General features: G+C 47.1%; 25 protein-coding genes. 5 read left to right on the top strand and 20 right to left on the bottom strand.

The features are described 5' to 3' along the window. Positions 1-230: 230 nt before the first annotated feature. The 10 genes from GA004_RS02620 to rph all read right to left on the bottom strand — a co-directional run bounded on the left by GA004_RS02620 (position 231) and on the right by rph (position 11,569). Positions 231-2,480, bottom strand: coding sequence for an outer membrane beta-barrel protein (locus GA004_RS02620; RefSeq protein WP_283395740.1), 2,250 nt, complete (start codon positions 2,478-2,480; stop codon positions 231-233). 111 nt (positions 2,481-2,591) lie between these two features. Beyond that, complete coding sequence (locus GA004_RS02615) at positions 2,592-3,956, bottom strand: tetratricopeptide repeat protein (RefSeq protein ID WP_283395739.1); 1,365 nt, start codon at positions 3,954-3,956, stop codon at positions 2,592-2,594. 30 nt (positions 3,957-3,986) lie between these two features. Further along, positions 3,987-4,664: an energy transducer TonB gene (locus GA004_RS02610; RefSeq protein WP_283395738.1), complete on the bottom strand. Its 678-nt coding sequence runs from the start codon at positions 4,662-4,664 to the stop codon at positions 3,987-3,989. Positions 4,665-4,671: 7 nt separating this feature from the next. Beyond that, positions 4,672-5,082 (bottom strand): ExbD/TolR family protein, encoded by a 411-nt coding sequence (locus GA004_RS02605; protein WP_283395737.1) that lies wholly within the window; start codon positions 5,080-5,082, stop codon positions 4,672-4,674. Positions 5,083-5,092: 10 nt separating this feature from the next. Beyond that, positions 5,093-5,704 (bottom strand): MotA/TolQ/ExbB proton channel family protein, encoded by a 612-nt coding sequence (locus tag GA004_RS02600; protein ID WP_283395736.1) that lies wholly within the window; start codon positions 5,702-5,704, stop codon positions 5,093-5,095. A 25-nt stretch (positions 5,705-5,729) separates the two neighbouring features. After that, positions 5,730-7,148, bottom strand: a complete 1,419-nt coding sequence (locus tag GA004_RS02595; protein WP_283395735.1) for a MotA/TolQ/ExbB proton channel family protein — start codon at positions 7,146-7,148, stop codon at positions 5,730-5,732. 19 nt (positions 7,149-7,167) lie between these two features. Then, the gene (locus GA004_RS02590) at positions 7,168-7,944 is read right to left on the bottom strand and encodes a DUF3450 family protein (RefSeq protein WP_283395734.1); all 777 of its coding nucleotides are present in this window, start codon (positions 7,942-7,944) and stop codon (positions 7,168-7,170) included. Positions 7,945-8,608: 664 nt separating this feature from the next. Beyond that, on the bottom strand, positions 8,609-9,484 hold the full coding sequence (gene sucD / locus GA004_RS02585) for a succinate--CoA ligase subunit alpha (RefSeq protein WP_283395733.1): 876 nt from the start codon (positions 9,482-9,484) through the stop codon (positions 8,609-8,611). Positions 9,485-9,512: 28 nt separating this feature from the next. Then, positions 9,513-10,700: an ADP-forming succinate--CoA ligase subunit beta gene (gene sucC, locus GA004_RS02580; protein ID WP_283395732.1), complete on the bottom strand. Its 1,188-nt coding sequence runs from the start codon at positions 10,698-10,700 to the stop codon at positions 9,513-9,515. A gap of 110 nt (positions 10,701-10,810) precedes the next feature. After that, positions 10,811-11,569: a ribonuclease PH gene (rph, locus tag GA004_RS02575; protein ID WP_283395731.1), complete on the bottom strand. Its 759-nt coding sequence runs from the start codon at positions 11,567-11,569 to the stop codon at positions 10,811-10,813. 84 nt (positions 11,570-11,653) lie between these two features. On the opposite strand from rph, the gene GA004_RS02570 reads away from it, so the two are divergent. Beyond that, positions 11,654-12,349 (top strand): DUF1573 domain-containing protein, encoded by a 696-nt coding sequence (locus tag GA004_RS02570; protein WP_283395730.1) that lies wholly within the window; start codon positions 11,654-11,656, stop codon positions 12,347-12,349. A 185-nt stretch (positions 12,350-12,534) separates the two neighbouring features. Here the strand turns inward: GA004_RS02570 and GA004_RS02565 are convergent, their stop codons facing one another. Beyond that, complete coding sequence (locus tag GA004_RS02565) at positions 12,535-13,410, bottom strand: alpha/beta hydrolase (protein WP_283395729.1); 876 nt, start codon at positions 13,408-13,410, stop codon at positions 12,535-12,537. Positions 13,411-13,704: 294 nt separating this feature from the next. On the opposite strand from GA004_RS02565, the gene GA004_RS02560 reads away from it, so the two are divergent. Further along, positions 13,705-15,411, top strand: coding sequence for an arylsulfatase (locus tag GA004_RS02560; protein WP_283395728.1), 1,707 nt, complete (start codon positions 13,705-13,707; stop codon positions 15,409-15,411). Between the two features lie 61 nt (positions 15,412-15,472). On the opposite strand, the gene GA004_RS02555 is transcribed toward GA004_RS02560, so the two are convergent. The 4 genes from GA004_RS02555 to GA004_RS02540 form a co-directional block, all read right to left on the bottom strand. Next, positions 15,473-16,207, bottom strand: coding sequence for a class I SAM-dependent methyltransferase (locus GA004_RS02555; protein WP_283395727.1), 735 nt, complete (start codon positions 16,205-16,207; stop codon positions 15,473-15,475). Between the two features lie 62 nt (positions 16,208-16,269). Further along, a complete protein-coding gene (locus GA004_RS02550; protein WP_283395726.1) occupies positions 16,270-16,530 on the bottom strand; it encodes a Rossmann-fold NAD(P)-binding domain-containing protein in 261 nt (86 codons plus the stop codon). Between the two features lie 2 nt (positions 16,531-16,532). Further along, the gene (locus GA004_RS02545) at positions 16,533-17,831 is read right to left on the bottom strand and encodes a PQQ-binding-like beta-propeller repeat protein (protein ID WP_283395725.1); all 1,299 of its coding nucleotides are present in this window, start codon (positions 17,829-17,831) and stop codon (positions 16,533-16,535) included. An 846-nt stretch (positions 17,832-18,677) separates the two neighbouring features. Next, positions 18,678-19,283 carry a VPDSG-CTERM sorting domain-containing protein gene (locus tag GA004_RS02540; RefSeq protein ID WP_283395724.1) on the bottom strand — a complete coding sequence of 202 codons (606 nt, stop codon included), beginning with the start codon at positions 19,281-19,283 and terminating at the stop codon, positions 18,678-18,680. Between the two features lie 146 nt (positions 19,284-19,429). Here GA004_RS02540 and GA004_RS02535 point away from each other — a divergent pair, with 146 nt between their 5' ends. Beyond that, the gene (locus tag GA004_RS02535; protein ID WP_283395723.1) at positions 19,430-19,975 is read left to right on the top strand and encodes a hypothetical protein; all 546 of its coding nucleotides are present in this window, start codon (positions 19,430-19,432) and stop codon (positions 19,973-19,975) included. A gap of 122 nt (positions 19,976-20,097) precedes the next feature. On the opposite strand, the gene GA004_RS02530 is transcribed toward GA004_RS02535, so the two are convergent. From GA004_RS02530 to GA004_RS02520, 4 genes are all read right to left on the bottom strand, one after another. Then, positions 20,098-20,694 (bottom strand): VPDSG-CTERM sorting domain-containing protein, encoded by a 597-nt coding sequence (locus tag GA004_RS02530; protein ID WP_283395722.1) that lies wholly within the window; start codon positions 20,692-20,694, stop codon positions 20,098-20,100. Positions 20,695-20,773: 79 nt separating this feature from the next. Further along, positions 20,774-20,860 carry a VPDSG-CTERM sorting domain-containing protein gene (locus GA004_RS18090; RefSeq protein WP_425492920.1) on the bottom strand — a complete coding sequence of 29 codons (87 nt, stop codon included), beginning with the start codon at positions 20,858-20,860 and terminating at the stop codon, positions 20,774-20,776. Between the two features lie 23 nt (positions 20,861-20,883). Next, a complete protein-coding gene (locus GA004_RS02525; protein ID WP_283395721.1) occupies positions 20,884-21,576 on the bottom strand; it encodes a hypothetical protein in 693 nt (230 codons plus the stop codon). Between the two features lie 166 nt (positions 21,577-21,742). Next, entirely contained in the window at positions 21,743-22,354 is a 612-nt protein-coding gene (locus GA004_RS02520) for a VPDSG-CTERM sorting domain-containing protein (RefSeq protein WP_283395720.1), read from the bottom strand. A 174-nt stretch (positions 22,355-22,528) separates the two neighbouring features. On the opposite strand from GA004_RS02520, the gene GA004_RS02515 reads away from it, so the two are divergent. Both GA004_RS02515 and GA004_RS02510 read left to right on the top strand, forming a co-directional pair. Further along, a complete protein-coding gene (locus GA004_RS02515; protein ID WP_283395719.1) occupies positions 22,529-23,050 on the top strand; it encodes a hypothetical protein in 522 nt (173 codons plus the stop codon). Between the two features lie 220 nt (positions 23,051-23,270). Next, complete coding sequence (locus tag GA004_RS02510; RefSeq protein ID WP_283395718.1) at positions 23,271-23,669, top strand: hypothetical protein; 399 nt, start codon at positions 23,271-23,273, stop codon at positions 23,667-23,669. A 137-nt stretch (positions 23,670-23,806) separates the two neighbouring features. Here GA004_RS02510 and GA004_RS02505 read toward each other — a convergent pair whose 3' ends face one another. Beyond that, a complete protein-coding gene (locus GA004_RS02505; RefSeq protein ID WP_283395717.1) occupies positions 23,807-24,253 on the bottom strand; it encodes a hypothetical protein in 447 nt (148 codons plus the stop codon). Positions 24,254-24,315 lie beyond the last annotated feature (62 nt).

Here is a 24,315-nt window from a genome sequence, read left to right as displayed (position 1 = left end):
CTACTAAACGACTTGAGCAAAAGTATAAGGTTTAGGTACCGTTTGATGCAGGTTTCAAATCACTTAGTGAAATTAGCCAAATGAGATAAGAGCTTTCTGTATTCAATCATCAAAGACACTTCGAGCAAATGAGATGCCAAATATTCTTTCTTCGCTCTTATTGAGTATTAATCTAAAAGACCGCGTTCTATTTGAATAAAAGTGTAGCAAAATTACCTCTCTCTTGCTACCTACCATCTTCTGGTGATCTTCATTCTGCTTTGCCAACAGTCGACGGTTGTTTGACCGATTCTCCCGTCGGCACCTATCGTTTCGTTCAGCCTTGTTTTCCCGAAGTTTATAAAATCAATCAACGCTTCCCAATTTTGATCAAAATTATACACGAAGCGGGCGTTACTGGTCATTTTATCATCAAGGTACTCAAAAGTGCTTAAATTTGGACCGTACTTATCAATAGATTTGTCTTTATGATCTATCTGCAAGAGCCACCGGAATTTGCCTATCGACTGCTCTAGAGAAAAACGAAATTTATTCCGTGCCACTTCAGGTAACATCGTAGGAAGAACATACTCTAAATTCGTATCTGCATCCGATTCTCTGTACTCATGAACAAGCCGGATATTAGTCTTTTCTTTCCCGAAGAAATTAGAGGAGAAGGTTTTGGACATTGAGAAATCAAACCCTCGTATACTAGCGTTTGTGCCGTTTGATTGTGAGCGAGACCTGAAACCTGCGTAGGGTCCACTTTTGATAGTATCCTCAACCGAGTAGAAAAAGTCATTGATGCCAATACTGGTAAGTTTCGCACTAACCGAAACACCAGTGGGTATTTGCTTCGTCCAAGAAGCCGATATTGCTTCAAAAAAAGTAGGCTTCAGGAATGGGTTTCCTGCAGTTACAATGTCGCTCGTCCGCGAGATTATCCTGTAAGGTATCAGGTCGTAGTAATCCGGCCGAGCTATCGTTCGTTGCCAACTAAGGTTTGAGGTTGAGGACTTTGAATGCCGATATGATGCCGAAAAGGTTGGGAAAGTATTCGAATAGTCTTGGAAACCTGCCTTGGGCGAAACCTCGATCGAGCCATCATCTTGAGCAATTACTTCAAAACCGAAAGTTTCTATTTTTGTATTCTCATTTCGAAGTCCAGATAAGAAAACCCAATCTCCTAGAGTGAAAGTAGCATTTGAATAGATGCCAAAGACTCGCTCGTAAGAAGTATAGTCCTGAGATAGGGAGTCTTGCTGTGACGAAACTGTGTCGAAACTGTAGTTAGATTCGTTGGAAAGAAAATGTGCATGGATCTCATTTTCGGACGGAAAATACCCAAGTTCATAATCCCTGCCAAGGATTGGTCCTTCGGCCTCATTTCTTCCAACCTCAGACAATCTGTAGCTCCCATCATATCCATTAAAATTTCTTCTGACTTCAAAATTTTCCCTTACTTTTTCTCTGAAAAGGGACCCGAACGATAAATCGATTTTGAATAACGAATGATTCCCGCTCCAATTCGTATCTAAGTAAACCACATCATCGCTGTCTTCAGTACTCTTGCTCTCAAACCGAATTTCCAGAAAATCAAACTGATGCAGGTTTTGCTCAGCAATATTCCCCTCAATAACAGGCTCTTTTTGATTGATCACATTCAAAGTTATCCCTTCGTTGAGTCTGTCTTCGAACTGAATTGTTGATATTCCTGGACGGAGGCGCTTCCATTGACGATTAACTGCACCTAATCGGATCTTCAATTGGTCAAAGTCCAAAATAAAGCCCGAACCGAAGACAGTCTCCGTTCTTGAGTCCGGACCTTTACGAAAACTTTTTCTCTTTCGGCTCTCACCGAATGTCACCTCTGAATCTTCAATGAAAAGAGGACGAGCCATTTTGAATTCTAGCCGCAATCTTTCTTCAATCTCTTCAATAATTTCCTGGCTAGATGCTAAGAAAAATTTGTGCGGCCCGATGGAAGTCTGTCCTTGTAATCTTAGGTGCCTAGTTCGAGTTTCCAGATTTCGGACATCAAACCGTGCTGTATTGGGCAAATAACGATCTATTGAGGGAACCTTTTCTGAGTCCCACAGATACTGGAGAGATTCGAAGCGTCTATCATATTTATTCGAACCGATGTCTATAGAAACCCTCGATGATTTTTTGCCTCTATTATAAAAAGAGTATTGCAGATTCGTCCCATATCCAAAATTTCCCGTCAGATTATTATATCGAGACAATAAACTAAGAATATTTTTCTGATCGTTTTGTTGATAAGCGGACCAAAGGTATCCTAGGGCCAAGAAACCTTCTGCATCTTCTGACGCACTAAGCTCGCTAAAGTCTGAAAATTCTGCCGTCTCGGAGGAAACAGGGTTTACTTTTTTTAAGATACGGCTTCTGTCGCGAAGCGACTCTTCGCTGCTTATTTCCTGGGCAATGGACTCTTGGGTTCCGATAAGGAATACCGCGATGATTGGAATGAAAAACCTCATTAAATACGACAAAAGACTCCGAAAGCTTTGTCGCCTTCGACATATTTTGTGAGTAATATTAAGTCCTGTCGGTCGGAATAACTGATCTGAAAAGACGTTTCCTTTACCCAATCAATATCTCATGCTTCTGGCAGCTGACTCCACTTTTTCTAGGAAGTCTTTGACATTACCTTGAGGCCTTATCGATTGGGCTCTTTGCAAAAGCCTAGCTGCCTCTGGAAAATCTCGACTGCGAACTAGTAAACGGGCGTGCTGAATCAAGCCATCGACCTCTGTTTCCTCAACATCCTGTGCTCGCTCGTAATAGATAATCGCTTTCTCTATCTCATTCTGCTGGCTATAGTAGTTAGCCAATAGAAGCAGGGCCTGCCCATTTAGTGGATCTTTTTCGACAACTTCTGTTAAAACTATCATCGCTTCCGCATCGTTACCCGTCCCAAGGGCTACTTGTGCCTCGTAATTGAGCAAAGTAGTTTGCTCATCAGGACTGAGTTCGCTTCCGACAATCTCTCGTGTAGCTTTAACTAATTGACCGAGTTGGACCCATGCCTCTCTGATCGCTAGGGCGTTTATTGTGCGCATTAAACGGCTTTTGTTTAGATCATCTAGCGTCAAAGCCTCGATGTAGTATTCCACCGCTAGGTCTGGCGCATCTCTATTAATAAAGATGTCCCCAAGTAGAGTGAGGCTAGTCCCCGAAGATTTCCCAAGCTCATTAACAATCTGCAAATTAGCAGCTGCCTTCATCTCCTCATCTTCTCCGATAAAAGCGTTTGCTTGAAGCATTAGAAGGCTCGTGTCTCCAGGGTTAACTGCGATGAGCTCATCAAGTATACTAATTGCTTCTTCGTTGTTGCCAACATTAATTAGACATTGGGCCTTACCGAGCTTCCAATCTCGACTTTCAGGATCGAAAATCAAAGCAAGCCTGTAAGCGTCCAATGCACTCGCGGTTTCTCCCTTATTAAGGTAAACGTATCCAATAAGTCCTAGCAAAGATCCATCCAGACTTCCAAGGGCAGCAGTCTTTAAGAGGGAAGAAAGAGCCGCATCATAATTTCCCGTCTGAACATAAAGAATTCCAAGGTTTTTGTGAGCACGCGCGAAGCCAGGAAATTTACCCAAAGCAGCATTGTATGCAATAATAGCTTTTTCGCTGTTGGCCGCTTGAAAATGCAAATTTGCCAAGGTGTAATCTAGTGCCCCACTTGATTCCTCAGTTATTGAGCTCTCCAGCATTGCAATAGCATCTTGGGGACTAGAGCTGATGAGTGGAGTCAGGGTCTCGAAAAGTGTTTTCTCATCGCTAGTGATGCTAGGTGTCTTCGCAGTATCAAAAGCGTATGATCCCGTAAACGCTTTGACAAATTTAGGATTCTCCCAGCTAATTTCCTCTAAGTCGTAGACGGAACTATGAGATGTTACTGCAAAGAGTAAGCTTGTTAGGAGTGATAGGTTTGTTAAAAATCGATTCATATTTAATTGGTAAATAAACAATTCATTTAGCTACTGCATGCGAAAAGGTATATTGATTTCGTAACGGGCCCTAACAGGCTTACCGTCTTTTGTCGGAGTTTCAAAAAGACATTCTTCGACCGCGTCGATCGCTGGCTGTGTAAATTCTCTGGCTGTCGCTTTAACCACTTTTTCTACCTCAGCTCTCCCATCGGTATTTATGATGAGTATTAAAGAAACATTTCCGCTAATGCGTAGTCGCCGCAACTCAGCTGGATAAACAGGCAAAACCGTTTTCAACCGCCGCGGTGGTTGGTCGAGATCAGAAACATCAAATATTTTAAGATCTCCAACCGTGTCTGGCTCCACTCCAAACCCTTCAAAGGCAAAAGCACCTGCTAAAGCATCTCCAATCCCTGGATTGAGAGCCAAACTCATCTGGCTTAGCGAAAGCTGTTGGACGTTCCGACTCATTTCTGGAGGCGGTTCGTCCACTATTTCCTCTTCGGGGGGCGGAGGTTCCGGTGGAGGCGGTGGTGGCGGAGGAAGCGACACATCAACCGTGACAATATCTGATTTATCGTTCCCGCCACCGCTTATATATTGGGTGAAGGGCAAAATTAAAAATACTCCTGAAGCGCAAAGCAACATCGCGATGATTGTCTTTAGACCATTAGAAGAATTCTCTTCTGTGAATCTAGGAACTCTATGTTCGGTATTTTCGACCATAAACCATTCACTTCATATCGTCTGTAGAAATACTAACAGACATTGCTCCACCAAGCTTTGCCTCATCGATGACCCGGACTAAAAGTTCCGTTGGTACTGTTCTATCTGCTTGAATTATAACTGGCATATCTTCTTCCGAAGTAAGCCTCTGTACGGTGGATCGAATACCTCCAATGCCAACGTCTTTCCCTCCATATACCACTTGTCCATTTGAGGTTATCGCTATCAATATGCTATTCTTATCCAAGTCTATAGCCGACGCAGCTTGAGGCTTACTGACTTCCACTCCAGTCTCTTCCACGAAGACCGTTGTTACGATAAAGAAAATAAGAAGAATAAACACCATATCGATTAGTGGTGAGATATTTATCTCATCACTGCCGGAAGATGAATTTGTGAGTGTTCTGGCTCTGGGCATAATTTTTTACCTAGGCTTGACTGCGCTTTGCATCGAGAAGGTGTTGGTTTATTGAGTTTTCTAATTTTTTTAAAAACAAATCCAATGCATCGAGTTTTTTCCTTATTGTTGAAATGACTACAATTGCTGGTATAGCTAAAACTAATCCGGTTTCAGTGGTTATAAGTGCCTCCGAGATACCTCCCGCTATCAGCCCAACGGTGTTTGATCCTTCGCTTGAAGAAAGACCGCTGAAAGTAGTGAGCATTCCTCCCACAGTTCCAAGGAGTCCAGTCAAAGGCGCGGCACTTACTATGATGGCGACAAATTTGATACGTCTACCGATACTCTCAACAAGAGTGCGGCGGACCTCCTGAAATCTCAGACTTACATCTTGCGTAGTCTTTTTATCTGCTAAGACAAAGTTTATAATTCGCCCTATATCCCCCTGGGCATCTGCTGGCTTCTCTACCCAATGCCTCCATATATTGCTATCAGTTTTGATATAACTCTTAGAAGATAGCCGAAAGTATATTTCGAAAATTGAATAGTATATCAATAAGCCCAGTATAAATAATGGTCCCATCAACCAGCCGCCCTCAGTCCAAATCTTAAGAGCATCTTCTGTAATAAATTCTATCACTTTTACCCGCTAACCAAAAAGACTTCTAGGAATTGTCATTAGTCGGTGCCTCCAACAGAGATACTCCATTCACAAATATTACAGAAGTTTTCTCCATCTTAGCGATCATCGAATTCGCTTTCCTACTGAGAAAGGCTGATAGCAAAAGTGAAGGTATTGCTACAACCAAACCAAATTCTGTGGTGATAAGTGCTTCCGAAATCCCCGACGATAGAGACTTTGCGTCTCCGGTACCAAAAAGAGTAATTAACTTAAATGTATTTATCATGCCTGTCACAGTCCCAAGCAGCCCGAGTAATGGTGCGACAGCTGCTGTAACGCTTATAAAAGACAGGCCCCTCTCTAATTTAGGTTTCTCTTCGAGCAAATCCTCGAATAAAATTTCTTCTAAAAGTTCTTTGGGTAAATGGTGGTTTTTGATGCCCTTCAATAGTATGCGAGATTCCGTTCCGCCATAGCTTTTCACTATTCTCTCCGCTCCAGCATTATCTGATTTTTGAAGGTGCTCTAAAACGTCGTAAACTATTGATGGCGACAACAGTTTGTATTTGCTTAGCTCCAAGAATTTGAAGGCCGCAATGGATAGCGAAAGAAATGCAAAACTCAAAATCGGGTACATCCAGAGACCCCCTTTTCCTATGTGCTCGACGAGGGTTTCCTTCGTGGCTGAAATCGCAGTTGCTCTGCCGCCCGAGGTGTCCAAGGGGATTTCGCCCTCTCCTGCTTGAACGAAATTAGCAATTGCCATATTGGAGTCTGGATCGAACGTGAGAATTCTTGGTTCTATTGAAGCACCCCGCTCAACTAAACCAGCTGAACTACCGTCGGAAGAAGCGAAAAATGATACGGGACCCAGGTGAGCGAATTTTCCTTCAACTACGCTGCCATCTGCTGAAATAGCTTCCCCAGGGAAAGAGAATCCTGCCGCATTTTTATCGATCCTTTCTAAACCCATCTTTACTGCCGATAATCTTATCTGAATCAGATCATCAGTCGCGACACCACCCTTCTCGCTTGCATTTAAAACAGCCAGAAGGTCGTCTTGGTACAATTGCATTTCACTCGGATGAACTGATGCATTTAAGCGATTTGCATAATCAAGAAGAAGATTTGAAATATAAGCTATTTCGTCTTCTCTTGCGGTAAGTTGACTTTCTAAGGATGAGATCTCCAAGCCAGAATTATCTTTGCGTCTTTGCAATAATTGCTGCTCTGATCGCTTAAGCTCGACTTGCTGTGAAAGCTCTCTTACTTCTGTGGCTATTGGAATTTTTTGTTCGGCAACTTTATTGCGAAATTCTGCCAATTCATCTATCGCTGTTTCAAGTCTAGATTCCGCACTGTCGGACAGGTTGCTTAAACTTTCTGCAAAGAGCGAAACATATGCAATTTGAGTAATAGCTATGTGTAAAAATAAGCACGGAATTTTTAAATTAAATTTCATATAGAATAATTGTACCGATTCAGTCTAAAATTTTGATTGGGAGAGATACGAACACTGGCGGCTCGTCGTTTTGGTTAACTGCTATTGCTTTAGCTATGTTTTCAGCTATTTCGCCAGAAACTGAAGTCCATTTCCAGCCGTCTCCTTGGGGATATCCAAATCCTGCGTACTCTGCACCCGCGTCCGCAAAGTAAGCATGGGATAATCCAAAATAGATTGTTTTGACCTCTTTCGCTTTTCCTGACTCTGTTTCTTTAATCTCCGATACAAGAGAGATCTGAGAATGAAACTTCTCGATCTGAGCCAGTATACCGACAACCGTTTGGAACCTTTGAGATAAGGCCAGTCTCTCTGCCTTTTTCGCATCATATGGAAGCCTTTGTGTAAGCTGTTGCAGGTCTCTTTTTAATGGCTCTGGTAACTTCGGCAGTAAATCAATTAAATACTTTTCGTATTCAGAAACTCCATCTTGGAGGTGACTCGAGGTCTTTTTCGCCTCATTTATTTCTTCAAGGAGCACACCTTTTTGTTTGTCAGAGGCACTTGAACCGTTTTCTAGTTCCTCGATGCTTTCCTCTAGGCTGCCTAGTTCAGCCTCTGATGTTAAAATCATGTCTTCTAAGAGAGCCTCCTCGTCCACCCAATCAGCTTTTTCTTTAGATAATTGTGATTTAACCTTGGACCATTCGATGAATGCGGCTCTCGCATCTTCGAGCTCCGAGGCGTAAATGCTACTGCAAGTTAGCAGGCTGCATGTTAAAATCCCTACTTGCAAAATTCGACGGTTAGTCCTCATGTAAAATGTTTTTGATAAGCAGGCGCCTTTAGCGGTGCCAGATTCGTGTGGTTGCGAATCAGGTTGCAAATCTTGTGCCAAAGAAAACGTATTGTAGCCTGAAGGCGTGAACTTGATTTCTTTTCAATTGATATGCTCCAAACTTGACGAAGGTTATGAACACACGTCGAATTGGACCCCAAATTCGAATTAGTAACAAAAGTTGCTGCTCAAATTGAGACAAAGAGAAAGACAACTAATTCAAACTGATCTTTCTGTAGATGAAAATTGACGTGCAAGGCTGGTTCTCGCGATTCCTCACTTAGTCAGGTTTTTTTAACTAGATACGATCTGCGTAAGTGCCGAATGATTGGCACTACTGCTACCGAACCAATCTGACCCCTTCTAAAGGATTTGCCGCGATAAGAGACTTTAGACGAGAATAAGATCAGATGACAGTTGCTATCTCTCTTACGGTCAATGCTTTATATTTTTAAACATATTTCTCTGTCACCGTGAAGGTCAGTCAGAGAACAAGCTTTTGCACCAAACAACACGGTGTCCGTCTTCTCCGTTTACTAATAAAGCCGTGAACGGACCGACAATGCCATATACCTGTTGCACGTCCCCAGCAAATATTTCAATCCCTTCAAAGGATCAAATTGAAGCGTATTTGGGTGAAAACCTATTTGCCCCAAGCTGCCAAGAGGGCGGTGCCCATGTCGGATGGCGTCTTAGCAACTGCCACGCCGGCCGCTTCCATCGCCGCTATCTTCGCTTCAGCGGTTCCGCTTCCACCTGATACGATGGCACCGGCATGGCCCATTCGACGGCCCGGAGGAGCTGTCGTGCCAGCGATAAATCCGGCCACGGGCTTTTTCACATGCTCCTTTATGTAAGCGCATGCGTTCTCTTCAGCATCACCACCGATCTCGCCAATCATGACGATGGCTTCGGTATCCGGATCTTCATTAAAAAGCTTTATAGCGTCGGTGTGGTTCGTGCCATTGATGGGATCGCCACCAATGCCAATGCAAGTGGACTGTCCATAGCCAAGACTGGTCACTTGCCAGACTGCTTCGTAAGTCAACGTTCCGGAACGGGAAACTATTCCGACCGTGCCCGGCTTGTGGATGTAGCCAGGCATGATGCCTATCTTGCATTCGCCTGGCGTAATAACGCCCGGACAGTTCGGACCGATCAGTCGGGCATTGGTTTGCAGCAACTTTTTCTTAACCTTGGCCATGTCGTTGACAGGAATACCTTCCGTAATCGCAATGATCAATTCAATCCCCGCATCAAGACACTCCAGAATAGAATCCGCCGCGAATGGTGGCGGAACGAATACGCAAGCGGTATTGGCCCCGGCTTGTTCCACCGAATCTGTCACCGCATTGAATACAGGCACGCTTCCCTCAAATAATTGCCCTCCCCTGCCTGGGGTAACTCCGGCCACCACTTGGGTGCCATAGTCCATGCACTGTTTAGCGTGGAATCCTCCAGATTTGCCGGTGATCCCTGTGAATACGACGCGTGTGTTTTTGTTAACGAGTACGCTCATTGTATTTAATTCCTTGTTACGCGTTCAATTAATTCTTTGCTACGATGTCGACAATCTTTTGGGCCGCATCTGCGAGACTATCAGCAGAAGTGATTTCGATTCCGCTATCCGCCAGAAGCTTTTTCCCCTCGTTAACGTTTGTTCCTTCAAGGCGGACGACTAGTGGTTTATCCAGCTCTACTGCCTTAGCGGCTTCGATTACCCCCTGCGCGATTACATCGCACTGCATGATTCCCCCGAATATATTAACCAAAATCCCTTCGACTTTCGGGTCGCTGAGGATGATTTTGAAAGCGGCGGTTACCTGCTCTGCGGTGGCTCCTCCACCGACGTCAAGGAAGTTGGCCGCTTCCCCTCCGCAGTGGTTGATAATATCCATGGTCGCCATAGCCAAACCGGCCCCATTAACGAGACAGGCAATGTTTCCGTCTAGCGCGATGTAGTTGAGGTCGTACTTCGAGGCTTCGATTTCCTTCGGGTCCTCTTCGTTCAAATCCCGATACGCCATGATATCTTTATGACGGTAAAGTGCGTTTGAATCGAAGCTCACTTTCGCGTCCAAGGCCATGACTCCACCTTCGGGCGTGCTGATCATGGGATTCACTTCCACCATATCAGCATCCTTATCCCAAAACATTTTATAGAGGTTGAAAATCAGCTTGGCACATTCGCCCGCCTGTTTTCCTTCGAAGCCCAGCTTGAACGCGATGTTTCGTGCCTGGTGTGGCTGTAGTCCAATCGTTGGGTCAATAAAGGCTTTAAAAATCTTTTCCGGAGTCTCTTCGGCGACTTTTTCAATTTCGACGCCCCCTTCGGTAGACGCAACGACCACGGGGGCGGAAGTCGCCCGGTCCATCAAAATTGCCAGGTAGTACTCCTTGTCGATGTCCGCTCCCTCCGTAAAATAGACGGTCTGCACTTCTCGACCGGCTGAACCGGTTTGAATCGTTACCAAGGTGTTATTGAGCATTCGATTGGCAAAATCGAGGGCCTCTTCTTTGGACTTCGCCAACTTGACCCCGCCTTGAAAACCATCGGTGAACGTCCCTTTTCCCCGGCCACCCGCATGAATCTGGGACTTAACAACGATCAATCCATCGCCGAGCCGGTCGATGCATGACTCGAATTCCTCCTTCGAATCGGTCGCATGTCCTTTCGGGCAAGGGATGCCGTACTTTTCAAATAGTTCTTTCGCTTGGTATTCGTGAATGTTCATTTTTGAGCCCTGTCTGAGAAAAGGAACTGCATTAAGGGACGCCTCGGGAAAAAATCAAAGAGATATATCCATCTCCGCAGAATTTCCGCTTTTCGGCTCCCGCGAACCCGCTAACCCGCTAACCCTTTGAGCAATTGCTGAGAAAGAAAAGTGGTTTGGAGAGTCGAAATTTCCTTACATCCTTTGGTGGCCAATCCGAGGAGGGCCGCAAGCTCGACTTCCGAAAAAGTCGCTTCTTCGCCCGTGCCTTGGATTTCGACATAATCGCCACTACCTGTCTTAACCACATTGAAGTCCACGCTGGCGTCCCGGTCCTCTAAGTAGGGAAGATCGAGCACAGGATGGCCTTCGTAGATCCCCACACTTATGGCCGCGATCGAATCGCTAAAAGGATTCTCCTTAAGCTTTTTATCCTCGATCAAGGTCTCCACCGCCAATCGGGCCGCTAGATAGGCTCCTGTGATCGATGCGGTTCGGGTCCCTCCGTCGGCTTGCAATACATCGCAATCGACCCAAAGCGTGTAGCCCGGGAGCTTTTTCAAATCCACAATCGCCCTTAAGGAGCGTCCAATCAAGCGCTGGATCTCCACCGAACGCCCGTCTAGACGCCCTTTTGACGAATCACGCTGCTTCCGGTCGTGAGTACTGTAAGGCAGCATTGAATACTCTGCGGTCAGCCATCCTCCTGCTACATTCTGAGCCCGCATCCAGCTAGGAACCTTCTTTTCAAGCGAAGCTCCACAAATCACCTTCGTGTTACCAAAGGAAACCAGGACAGATCCGGTCGCGTTCGGAGCGAAGTTCGCCTCAAAAGAAATCGGCCGAAGCACGTCCTTTTCTCTACCATCCGGTCGGGAGAATGCAGTCATTCGACGATCAGAACCACTCACCCTCCGACGAGCAAGGAGTTTGTTCGACAATCGCTCCCAAATCGTCCATACGACTTCCCAACTATGGAAACCATACGAATTTCGATCTCTATAGTGGCGGCAATTTCCTCATTGGCCATTGGCCAAACACTCGCCGCTGCCGGCTCTTTCGCTTGGGAGCAGACAAATATCTCGGTGGACGCCGACTTTGGGCAAAAGGAGGTCAACGCCTACTACGTTTTCACCAACAACAGTGACCGAGCGATTACGATTTCAAAAACCAGTGCGTCCTGCGGCTGCACCGTTCCCTCGCTGGAAAAAGACACCTACGCTCCGGGAGAGTCAGGCAAGCTCCTCGCAACCTTCGATATTGGCAACCGAGTCGGAAAGCAGCATAAGGAAATCACCGTCGAAACACAGGAGAATGGGGAAAGCCAATCCTATGTGCTCACGCTGGACGTCGACATTCCTCAGCTTATCGAACTCAAACGCCGCGCACTGCTATGGAGAGTCGGCGAAGAACCAGGAACCAAAGACTGCGAGATCGTAATCCACTCAAGCTGGCCCATGGCGATCGATGACGTCGTTATCAAGAACAACCAAAAGGAAGAATCGATGTTCATCTTTGAGATCGAAGAGATCGAACCCCGTCATAAGTACCTTCTCAAGATCACCCCCAAAAGCCTAGATGCGAAAGTCCGCGAGACCTGCTACCTCGCCAGTCCTGACGACAAAGAGAAAAGCCTCCGCAACTTCCCCATCTACGCCTGGATTCGGTAGAAAATTAGCATTTAAAAGAAAAAGGGATTCGTCAAAGCGATGTTGATAGGGAACGCTCTTGCGACTTACACAAGCACTACCCGCCCAACCGATTGGTCTCACCCAGTCAACTCTCGAAGGGTCAGTACTCGCGCTATGCGGCGTGGCTTGATCTGTTCAATAGAACCTTGAAAGGTCGCAAGCCATTACCTGCGTTTCAAATATTGATAGAAAAACGCCCGTACTATTGCTTTAACTTCCGGCGTATCAAAAAGCTTTCCCCCATGTCCCGCACCTTCCACCACTTCGTATTGCACGGGCACTCCCGTCTTCCGTAGACGGTCGTAAAACTGGATACTCTGCTGGATGGGTACTCCTGGATCTTCGTCGCCATGCATTATAAGAAAAGGGGCGTCGTCCTTAGAAACATTGTCATAGGCACTGGCCTGCCTAGCGAGCTCGGGACAGTCCTTGACGGTGCAGCCTAGTAACTTCGCTCCATTAGAATTCGCAACATCTTCCTCCGTCCGACCTTCGCCAACATTGTTGGGCGGCATCGTCAATAACTCTGTCGGCCCAAACCAGTCACAGACAGCTTGCACGCGACTCGAAACGGATTCGTTTTCCGGATACGGCAGAGTACCCATCAATGCCACCAAGTGTCCCCCAGCCGAAGAGCCCCAAGTTCCAATTCGGTCCAAATCAAAGCCAAACACGCTCGAATTCCGTCGCGCCCATCGCACCGCTTCCCGGCAATCGTCTATTTGAGCAGGCCACTGTGCCACATCGGTAAGGCGATAGTTGATACTGACAACGGCGTAGCCCTCTTCTGCGAGCCAGGCGGCTTTGGCTTTCTCTTTACTCCCATTCTTCCAGCCACCTCCGTGTACCCACAATACAACCGGGACACTCTCATCCTGCGCTCGCTCTGGCAGATAGAGATCAAGCAGCAGCGGATAGCCATTCGGCCGGGCATACTCGATATCTTTAAGAATCGTCGGAGCCGCAAATGCGCATGCCTGTGAAATCAAGCCTAGAATGAGCCACCGAATGAATCTTGGGGAAAAAGAATAACCGTTCATTCCTATCCGCTATCTCATTCTCCCGATTGTTCAACTACGTTTCTCGGCGGCCGTCTGAAATCCTCACACTCCCTGTGCGTCTCGTAGGGCCTAAGGCCAGCACTCGTGCCGAGCCGCGGTACAGGGGAATACGATTTATCGAACGACGCAGCATGGTACTTCAGTGGGCCTAGGACAATTCAATGCTAATATCTAACGATTTTCATTTTAATGATCTAAACTATCCGCGACATCTGAGGCTAGAAAAACAATTAACTCGCCTCTGCTGGTTCAATTTTCACAATTCTCAACCCAATGACTTTCAAACACGCCCTATCCTTCCTCTTCATTTGCTCGATCGCCTTTGCCGACGACCGGCCAAACATCGTCCTCATCATGACCGACGACCAAGGCTATGGAGATCTGTCCTCCATGGGAAACACTGTGCTCGATACTCCACATATTGACTCGCTCGCTCGCCAGGGAGCCTCGGTAGACACTTTCTATGTCAGCCCGGTTTGCTCTCCCACTCGCGCTTCGCTTATGACGGGTCGATACAACTACCGTACCCGACTGGTGGATACGTTCAAGGGCCGTTCCATGATGGAGCCGGAGGAGTACACGATCGCGGAAGCTTTGGTCGAGTCGGGTTACAAAACCGGAATCTACGGGAAATGGCATCTAGGTGACAACTACCCGATGCGCCCAACGGATCAGGGCTTCGACGAGTCTCTCATTCATCTGGGAGGCGGACTCGGCCAACCTTCCGAGCCCAGAGAGAACAATCGCCGCTACACCAATCCGATACTGTTCTACAACAACCAGCCGATTCAAACCTACGGATATTGCACCGATGTTTATTTTGATGGGGCGATCGACTTTATCGACGAATCCCTCAAAGCGGAGCGCCCCTTCTTCACCTACATCGCAACGAACGCTCCACACAGTCCCTACCACGACGTTCCAGAGGCCCTTTACCAGAAATACAAGAGTCGGGACCTTAGCCCTATCTTGCTCGGCAATGACCAAGACACTGATACGGTTGCCCGCGTGTTCGCGATGAACGAGAACATTGACCAGAATGTCGGCAAGCTTTTAGCCCATCTCGAAAGGCGTCGGATCGCAGAAAATACCATCGTCATCTTTATGGTCGACAACGGCCCCAATACTCGACGTTACGTAGCAAACTCCAGAGGTAAAAAAAACGAGGTGCACGATGGAGGTATTCGTTCGCCTTTCTACATTCGATGGCCTGCCCAACTCGATGCCGGAATGCGGGTCGAAAAAGTCGCGGCCCATATTGACGTCATGCCCACCTTGCTGGAGGCAGCCCAAGCAACTTTGCCCAGCGATCATCCTTTTGACGGAAGGAGCATTCTGCCTCTCCTGAAGGGTGAGTCGGTAAATTGGCCCGATCGCAGCCTGATTTTGCAAATTCATCGAGGCGACGAGCCCATCCCCCTCCATCACATCGCGGTTCGTGAACAACGCTGGAAGCTCGTACACCCAACGGGATTCAGCAATAGCAGCATGGCGCCCGATGTGCCTCTAGAGCTCTACGACATGGTGAGTGATCCCGCTGAAACAAAGAATCTCTTCGAGGAGCGTCCAGAAATCGCCAATCGGCTCATACAAACCTATGAGAACTGGTTTACCGATGTTTCGAGAACACGACCCGATAACTACGTGCCACCGCGTATTATACTGGGAACTGAATACGAGACAAGCACCACTCTGTCTACTCAAGATCGGCGGGAAACCCAAAGCGGCGGGGAGTGGCTCCTGCAATTCGAAGGGCGACGCCAATATGACGTAGAGTTTCTTTGGAAGGAAACCGTCAGCGATCTCGAGTTAGAACTAAAGATTGACGACGTTCTAAGCACCCTAAAGATCGAATCCGCGACAGACACAGCCCGTATCCATAAATTAAGTATCCCATCGGGAGAAGCATCCCTTTCCGCTCGTGTCATCAAAGGGAATAAGAAAAACAATCCCTATCACATTGTTTTGCATCGTCGGTAGTTGTAGGGACCGGATAACGGTCTTTCCTTTTCAACACCTGCGATCTCATACTTCTGAGGCGCTAATTTCGCCTCGCCTCTACCAGCCAGTCCCACGTTGCGAATTTCGAATCGCATTGAGGCCGATACTTGACCTTCCTCACTTCAACGATTTCAAAGTGCCGTGCCCGAACCATCGTTTCGACCTCATCTTTCAAGTAATGTTTTGTCCTAACGCCATCTAACTGCAGCACCCCCAAGCGCATGTCAGCGGCGGTAGCCTTTTCATCTATACAATTTTTTACCGCACTGCCTGTTGATTCACCATCGCCAATGCGGGCAAGCACTCTATGGTAATATTCCATTTGAAAAGACTCATAGGACGGAACCACCAGAAGTAGCGTGCCATTTGACACAACCTGATTCGATACATTCCACCAAGCCCGCATTCGCGAATCGAGCGATGGCATAATCAGCACATTCACGCAAAACACGAAATCAACCGTTTTAAAAGGAAAGGAGTCCTTTGTAATATCCAGCTCGTAGAAACGAACATTCTTCTTTGAGCGACAACGCGCCTTGGCTTTTTTCAAACCCACGGACGTAAAATCGCAGGCGTCTACCTCACAAAACATCTCGGATAGCAAGGGGGTAAACCTACCAATGCCACAACCCACATCAACCGCACGACCTCTTGGATAGGCGACCCCCGCTGCAGCGATTTTTTCTTCAACGACTCCTTGTAAATCATTATCGAATACGCTCAATACTTCGCGTTCGTAGTTCTTAGAGATCCTGTTCCAGTAATCGCGATCCATTGATTTGTTCCTGTAGGAGCGGATTTATCCCGCGATACTATTATTTATTAAAACCATGCGGCTTAAACGCGGTATAAAGCCGCGTCATACCCCACACCAAAATTGGCTATGATTTTTAATTCCGGATTGCCATCCATTATCGCCGGTCCGACCGGATCTGCAGCCATGACATTCAAGGCATCCTTACCTTTAACTCCCGCAATGATTTCTTCCTCTGTCAGACTTCGATCATCTGGATTGTATTCAAGTTCTGATTCGCTCTGGAGTCTCTCTAAACACTCCGGGAGCATTTCGCGGGATAGAAATACCTTCGGTTTCGACATACTTAGTAGCAATCCAAACGGGATCCTAGCCGCACATACAAGCGATTATGCGCCACTGCCGGAGTCGCGTCGCAGAAAGTAACGTCTTCGGGTGGATTCAAGCTGGATGTTTTGAGCTGTTTGAACTCATCGCCCGTTTCCACAACCCACATGTCACCTTCGCGAGAAAGACAGTACAACTTCTCATCAATCAGAACAGGAGAAGCATAAAAATTGCCTAGAAGCTTGCCTTTCCAGCGTAACTCACCCGTTGAGACGTCGAGGGCAGAAAGAGTCCCGCCATCGTGCAAAGCGTAAACGACGTCACCCACAACGACCGGCGTGGGGACATAAGGGGCCCGGCTTTCCATCGACCATACTTTTTCAGCCTCGGATACTCTTTCTCCGCTCGAAAACTGAGGCATTCTCACCGCAAAATAGACGTTGTTCTTGTTTCCTGCCGCCACGAGAACCTCTCCCGATGCGGGATCGTCTTTCAAGATAATCGGCGACGTTATCGTCCTATGGTTGAAGGCATCCGGCAAACTCCAGTTCTCTTTGCCCGTTTCAAAATCCACTCCAACCATGCCAAAAAGCTCACCTACAAGAACGACCTCCTTGGCATCCGAACCCTGCAACTCCCGAATCAGAGGTGCTGAGTAAGATGTTTTCGCACCTAAGGGATTTGAATGGCTCCACAACAACGATCCATCCTCCAGGCAATAAGCTACGACCGTCCCTCCTCCCATGTGTAAATTTCCGACAACGACTCGATCGTCCATCGCGATAGGATTAAAGCTCACCCCATGCTGGCTGTCGAACTTGCCCAGATCCCGAGTCCACAAAGAATCTCCATCGTGCGAAAAAGCGGTCACCATCGCGTGGGTGGTTGACGTATCATACCAGCCCAAGACCACATGCTTTTCTGTCACGCAGGGAGTCCCAGATGCGAGATTGTTGAAATTGTGAACATGGTAGGTCCCCGTCGAAATCTTCTTGGACCAAAGCTCCTTCCCCGATTTGGCATTCAGACAATAGAGCTCGACCTGTCCCGCTTCCCGATCCTCAGAAGTCACAAACAGTCGCTCTCCCCAAATAACGGGAGAGCTTGAGCCCCGACCCGAGAGATTGACCGACCACCTAAGTGTCTCCTTGCCCAAGTTCACCGGAACCTTCTGTCCCGAGGCAATCGCGGTTGCGTTGTTTCCGCGGAATTGCTTCCACTTTTCAGAATCTTCCAAATTCGAAGCCGTCGCAACCGGTGCCACAACGCTAATAATGACTAGGGCAAGCAGGTATTTAAAAAAGGTATGCCGTCTCATTTGCAAATAAATCAAGGTTAAAAACGAGGCGTAAATTCGCTGGTAACAGTCCGATTATACCACTTCCAATTAGCCTGCCTGTCAAGGCCGTGAATTGTTAGGGCTCCCGCAGATGAAGCACTGAGATTCGCTTTCCTTTCAGACGAAATACTCCCAGTGTAAACCTATGCACATCTGCCCCTCCCAAATGACTTTCGCCTGCCTTATTCCAATCTTCGCTATCCTTCAAGCATGCAACCCTTCAGCAGAAAGGCTTGAACGGCATGAAGAACCCATCCGGAACGCACTCCAAACACAGGCCTCGCAGTGGAACCAAGGAGAAATTCCTGCCTTTATGGAAATCTAAGTAAAACGGGATGCTCTCAGATTCTCTTCAACAGGTACCGTCCAGCAAGGTTGGGAAGCGACCCTGCAAAGATATCTGACCCGCTACCCTAGCAAAGCGGCGATGGGTAGGCTCGAGTTTGAGGAACTAAAGATCATAGTACCCTCTGAGGAGTGGGCCGAAGTCCATGGACGATACCGATTGCACCGTGATGGCGACTACGGTAACGCCAATGGACTATTTACATGGGACAAAAATCTCGTCTTACATTATATAAACTACTGTCAAAAAGAAGTTTATAGTAATTATAGGGTCATATTTTAGTGGGGAAATAAATGCTTAATGACGTATAGCTGCCACTAAAACCATTTTGGCAACACTCTGATCTTGGTGTTATGAGACAGCTGATCTTGATGAAGGCAGGCAAGGGGGACGGGGTCGCGGGGGGCGGCAGCATCGCAATGTATATGCATCACTGCCCCCAGAAAAAATTGTCCCTCAAAGGACTTCTGAAGCTGTTCTTAACCCAGCTTGCGCCTAGCAAAGACTAGAGCCGCTACACCTACTCCTAGGAGGGCTGCTGTAGACCCTGTGTCGGGGACGGCTGATGTCGATGTCGTACCCTGAGGATCGCCAAAAGGATAGGATGAAGGATATCCGTCCTCTCCCCAAATTAACGATAACGACGATACGGCCGATGGGTCAAATGCATTGCTTCCCGACCATGTAGCTGTGATTGCAGAAGTAACCGTATCGCCGTCTGAGAGTGGATCGTTGAAGGCCAAATATAATACGTCACCAGAGCTATCATGAGGGTCCAAACTGCTGTCAAAACTGCCGTGCTGAAAAAAGCCTATTCCATTAATTGCTCCGCTGACCGAACTGCTGGTATCGCCAAGTATCCAGTTCTCGTTTAATCCGTCAGGATCAATTATGTAAAGATAGGAGGCATCACTATCTGGTGGAGGCGTCCCTGTTGCATCAAGGGTCGCGGACCCTGCAGGAATGCTGATCGTCAATTGATCAGGGGTGAATGTATCGATGGTAAAAATCAAAGCTGCCGAGGCCGAAGCAGGTAGCAGTGCCATAAGAAGACTGATTTTGAGCAGATTGGCGGAAAATTTCATCGTTTCCAACTTAGGCATGTCTCGCGCCAAGTGAAGCAAAATGCACCCTGATCGTGCTATCAGGGTTCCTTGCAAAAAAGGGTAGGGGTATTAAAGCCACTTAGCTCTTCCTCTTGATGCGGCTTATGCCTATCTAGTGCCGCATTATGAAAACAAACACCTTCATCACATTAAGTACAGCAACTGCCAACGTCGGGGTCCTTGTAGGACTGGTATTCCTTATCTTTGAAATTAAACAGAATTCAGCAATCGCTCTTTCTCAGATTAGGCAAGAGAGATCCTTAAGTGTCATCCAAGAATATTCAGACTATGCTCAGGATGAAGAGTTCTCAAATCTTCTTAACCGAGCAATCAGGGGTACCGACTTTGATTCTGTTTCTGATGATGAGTGGAACCAGTTAGCAAACTATGAACTTGCCCGTATGACGCGGCTAGAAGATGTCTTCTTCCAACACAAAGAAGGTCTTATAGACAAAAGTATCGCCGAATTTAGTCTTGGAATGGGAGCTACTAGACTACCTCTCTGGAAATGGCTCAGGATCGTCTCTGTAAACCCTGAGTACACTGCCGCCGTAGAAGCTCATGCAAATAAATCCAATTTTGAACCAACGTTGCACTCTTCGAAGTTCGTAGAATGGGCAAAGCTCAATGAGAGTCCAATCGGTGGCATAGGAGTACAAAAGACCTTCTGATGTACTTTGATTGCGACTTATCCATGAGTCTAGAACGCTTAAAATTTGAATTTAGTATCTGAACAGATTGGATCAACTGCCTCCAGAAAAAATTGTCCCTCAAAGGGCTTCTGAAGTTGTTCTTAAACCAGCCTGCGTCTCGCAAGGGATAGAGCTACTATACCAGCTCCAAGAAGAACTGCTGTGGACCCTGTGTCGGGGACGGGGGGGGAGCCTGTGTCGGGGACGGAGCTGTACTGAACTATCAAACTATTGCCGCCAGACTCATACGTTCCTATGTTAAGCTGGCCAAAAGTATGCCCAATTGTCGACAGGTCTGCCGTGGCGCTGCCTGAGACCGTATAGGAGCCGTACAATAAGGTGCTAAAACCGAGCCAAAAATCGTCTCCTCCTCCGGCATCAGTGTCCAAGTAAGTAATAGTTGATGCTGCTCCGTTTGCAAGTATCCCAGCTGACAGATTTACCACCCTATCATCTGGCCCGTCGTTTCCGATATAATCCCCTATATCGGAAAAAGAAATGGCATTTTGAAGCGGGAAGTAATATGTCCCAGTGGCCGTGAGTGTTATTTCGGTCGCCGAGTCGCTCGGAGCCGAGATGGTAATGGTTACCGCCGATGCCGAAGCAGGGAGAAGCGCTAACAGGAGACTGATTTTGAGCAGATTCGCGGCAAGTTTCATTGTATTTTCCTCATGCATGTCTCGTGCCAAGTGAGGCAAAATGCACCCCGATCGTACTATCAGGGTTGCTTGCAAAAAAAAAGGGACGACCGCCTAAACGACCTAAAACATCGATACCTTATCCCAGTCTGCGCCTAGCAAAGGCTAGAGCCGCAACGCCAGCTCCAAAAAGGGCCGCTGTGGAGCCACAGACCCCTGTACTCACCAACGATGGGCGTTAGCCTTGGACTACTTGCCAGCCCTTAGCTTTCGTAGCAAGCGGACCCCAGCGGCTCCCGCCCCGAGGAGAGCAAGGCCAACGATGCCAGGACCAGTATCTGGAACTCCAGCAACAGGAGCTCCAGCAACAGTTCCCTGCCCAGCAATGGCTGCTCCATTAAGCGTAGAGTTGTAGCCGTAGCTGTTAAGCGTGAATGAAGATGTACCGTCGATTGTGACTTTGAACCAGCCGTTTGTATAATCGCTTGAGCCTTGATTAATCCTAAACCCGAGCAAGAATGATGAGCCCGAAAGGTAACTAGTCGAACTTAAATAACCAAATAAATCCCCAGGACCCCGTATGGTTGATCCATTGGAAAAAGAACGTAAGTGCGAAGAAGCATAGGAAGAACTAACGACAACAGACCCTTGCCCGCTGTTAAACCCTGCAACGAAAGCAGAACCCGATTCGGAACTCGAAAAATACTGGGACATGTGAAGAGTTGTATCGGGCTTTATCGTGCTGAGGTCTAAATAGTAGAAACTTGTGCCTTGTGCAAGCGGATCCGTTACGATCACCTTGATCATGGCAGCATCTACTTCTAGAGAGCTTACCGCAGCCACTCCCGCCGCTGCGGCTGAGTACCTCGCCATTCTGGAAGTGCGTGAGTTGAACACACCTTTTTCACTTGTTTCGTTCCCTACGTTTTCGGCCAATTTCATAGTGATCGTTTATGCAACTTTTGTGCCAAACAGACCAATGCCTTCATGCACTTTCTGTTAGCAACTAGCTATCAGTACTTTAAAATTTCATTAATAATCGCTAATAAATATTGATGTTGGGAAAACTGTAAAACATCCCGACATTTGTCGGAAAACTTTACACTCCTTAACCCAGTTTGCACCTAGCAAAGGCAAGAGCTACAACACCCAATCCAAGGAGAGCTGCTGTGGACCCTGTGTCGGGGACGGAACTGTATTGGACGACCGTCGCGTCGATCTGCAACGAATAGTTGTTGTTAGCCCCCGCCCCGGTCGCGTACGCGGGTACGATCTCAAAGAGAAATTCGGTTTGATTGTTGGCCCATTCAGAAAATCCAGGAGTGGACGGACCAAACGATCCGCTGAACAATGATTGGTCGCTAAAGGGCACAAAGAAATTTGGAGGAGTGGACGAACCCACTTTTCCTTCACTATCGTAAAACGAAACAAATACCTCCCTCACCCCCGACGATCCATTGCCTTCAAACGTCAACATCATGTCCGTAATCGTCGCGCTACTGCCGTCAACCGGAACCCTGAAGTAGTCATAATCGTAGCCAAGTGAGCCCACGATGATATTGGACCCATCCGTAAGCCCAACCGTTGTGGCACCCGGATGAATTGATCCGGCATCGCCGTCTATGGATTCATCAAAAATGGTGATAGCTACCGCCGAGGCCGAGGCAGGGAGAAGTGACAAAAGAAGAATGATTTTGAGCAGTTTGGCGTTAATTTTCATATTATCTGTGTAACGCATGTATCGCGCCAAGTGAGGCAAAATCCACCCTGATAGTACTATCAGGGTTCCTTGCAAATAGCGGAAATTACCTAAGGCTTTTCCTTGTCAAATCCTACCTGAAGTTCCACTTAGCTCTTCCTCTCAATGCGGCTTGTTCTTATTTCGTACCGCATTATGAAAACAAACACCTTCATCACATTAAGTACAGCAACTGCCAATGTCGGGGTCCTCGTTGGGCTGGTCTTCCTTATATTTGAACTAAGACAGACTTCAACAATCGCTCTTTCTCAGATGACCCAACAACGGGCATTGAGCTATATTGACCAGAACGTAGCATACGCACCAGACCAAGAATTTTCGGAGCTAATGGCCCGGGTTTACAAGCAACATGACTTTGACTCCGTGACGAAAAATGAGTGGTTTCAGATCGCTCGCCACGAATCAATTGAAAGGACTCGTGCCCGAGACATCTGGTTCCAGTACAACAAAGGTTTAATCGATGACGGTATCTATCTTCTTTATATTAATAGTGCCGCAAACCGCCTTCCATTGTGGGAATGGTTAGAGGTTTTCGTTCCCGAGGACTTCAAGGCAGATGCAATCGTAAGGTCAGAGGAGAAGGACTTCCAAGCGGGGGCAATCCGAACGAAATTTATTGAGTGGTCTAAAGATAATAAAAGCCCGTACGAGATTTAGGTCTTCGTTAGTGCTGAGATAAAGCCACGGCTTCTTCCCAATAAATTTGTGCTTTGAGGGTGCCTCCATTAATGCAGGAGGCATTATGAAATCTAACACAGTCCAAATTCTCACTACAGTACTTAGTAACGTCGCCGTTTTAGCCGGCCTTGTTTTCCTAATTATTGAGCTAAGATAAAACTCAGAAGTAGCCACCTCGCAAGCAAGGCAACAACGGAACGTGAATTTGTACCAGGCATCGCTTGCAAATGCTCGCGATGATGGGTTCTCAGAACTGCTCGGTAGAGTGTTGCGTGATCATAACTTTGACTCAGTAAGCAAGGGGGAGTGGGAACAAATAGCCCTTTATCAAAGAGCGAATATCATGAATCTTGGAAATATCCGCTTTCAATGGAAGCTGGGGTTGATGGATTATCATTCTTATGAGCTGGAGCTAAGAAGAGCTGCAGATCGTAAAGAACTTTGGCAGTGGCTCGGTGGGCTAGGCGTTCCCCACGCCGACTTTTGGGAAGATGTGGATGAATTAAAGAAACAACCTAGCTTCCGCTGGCATCCTTTCACGTTGGCTTTTAGAGAATGGTCTAAAGACAAGGATCCTCTGGCCAGAGCATTTTACTAGACTGGCTTCAAAACCTTTGAGCTAGCCGTCAGCCATCTGCCCCATCCATTCTCGCAGCTTGTCTAGCCTCGGCTGCTACCCTCCTAGCATCTCTGGGTGCTTCTTATTAATCTCAATGAGTTGTTACCAGACAGAATCTACTTGAGTGACCAAAATGAGACGTCTGACTGTTTCCTTATAAGATCAATCTCAAAGCGGACAAAATTGTGATCTCCGTTTGAGACATGATCTGTAAAGTAAACCTCCATTTTATCACTGTCACGAGTGAACGTCCCCATTTGTCTTGGCCCATAAACAAGACCGCCATCTTCTAAAATAGCTTCAGCAGCCCCGGTGACTGTTCCGAGTGAACGTTCCTTTGAGTTTGGCTGAGACATATACTCATATTTGTGTGTCAAAGTGATGAAGCCATATCCCTCAACCTTCCCCTCCATACTTAGTGTCACAGTGTCCTCCTTCTGGCCTATGGCAGTTATCGTAAAAACACCCTTTCCGTCAGGATTGCTCAAGTTGACGCTCATTACTTTTAAATCAAGCGATAGCTTTAGCGAGTCAAGCACTTCGGTCCGACAACTTGTAAACATTGAAAATAAAAGCAAAACGTAACCTGAACGGCGACTTAGATCTTCCTCTTTGTGCGGCTTAT

The organism is Candidatus Pelagisphaera phototrophica (genome assembly GCF_014529625.1).
GTDB lineage: Bacteria > Verrucomicrobiota > Verrucomicrobiia > Opitutales > Opitutaceae > Pelagisphaera > Pelagisphaera phototrophica.
The sequence above is the reverse complement of the archived record's forward strand: the minus strand, read 5'-3'. Positions and strand labels throughout refer to the sequence as shown.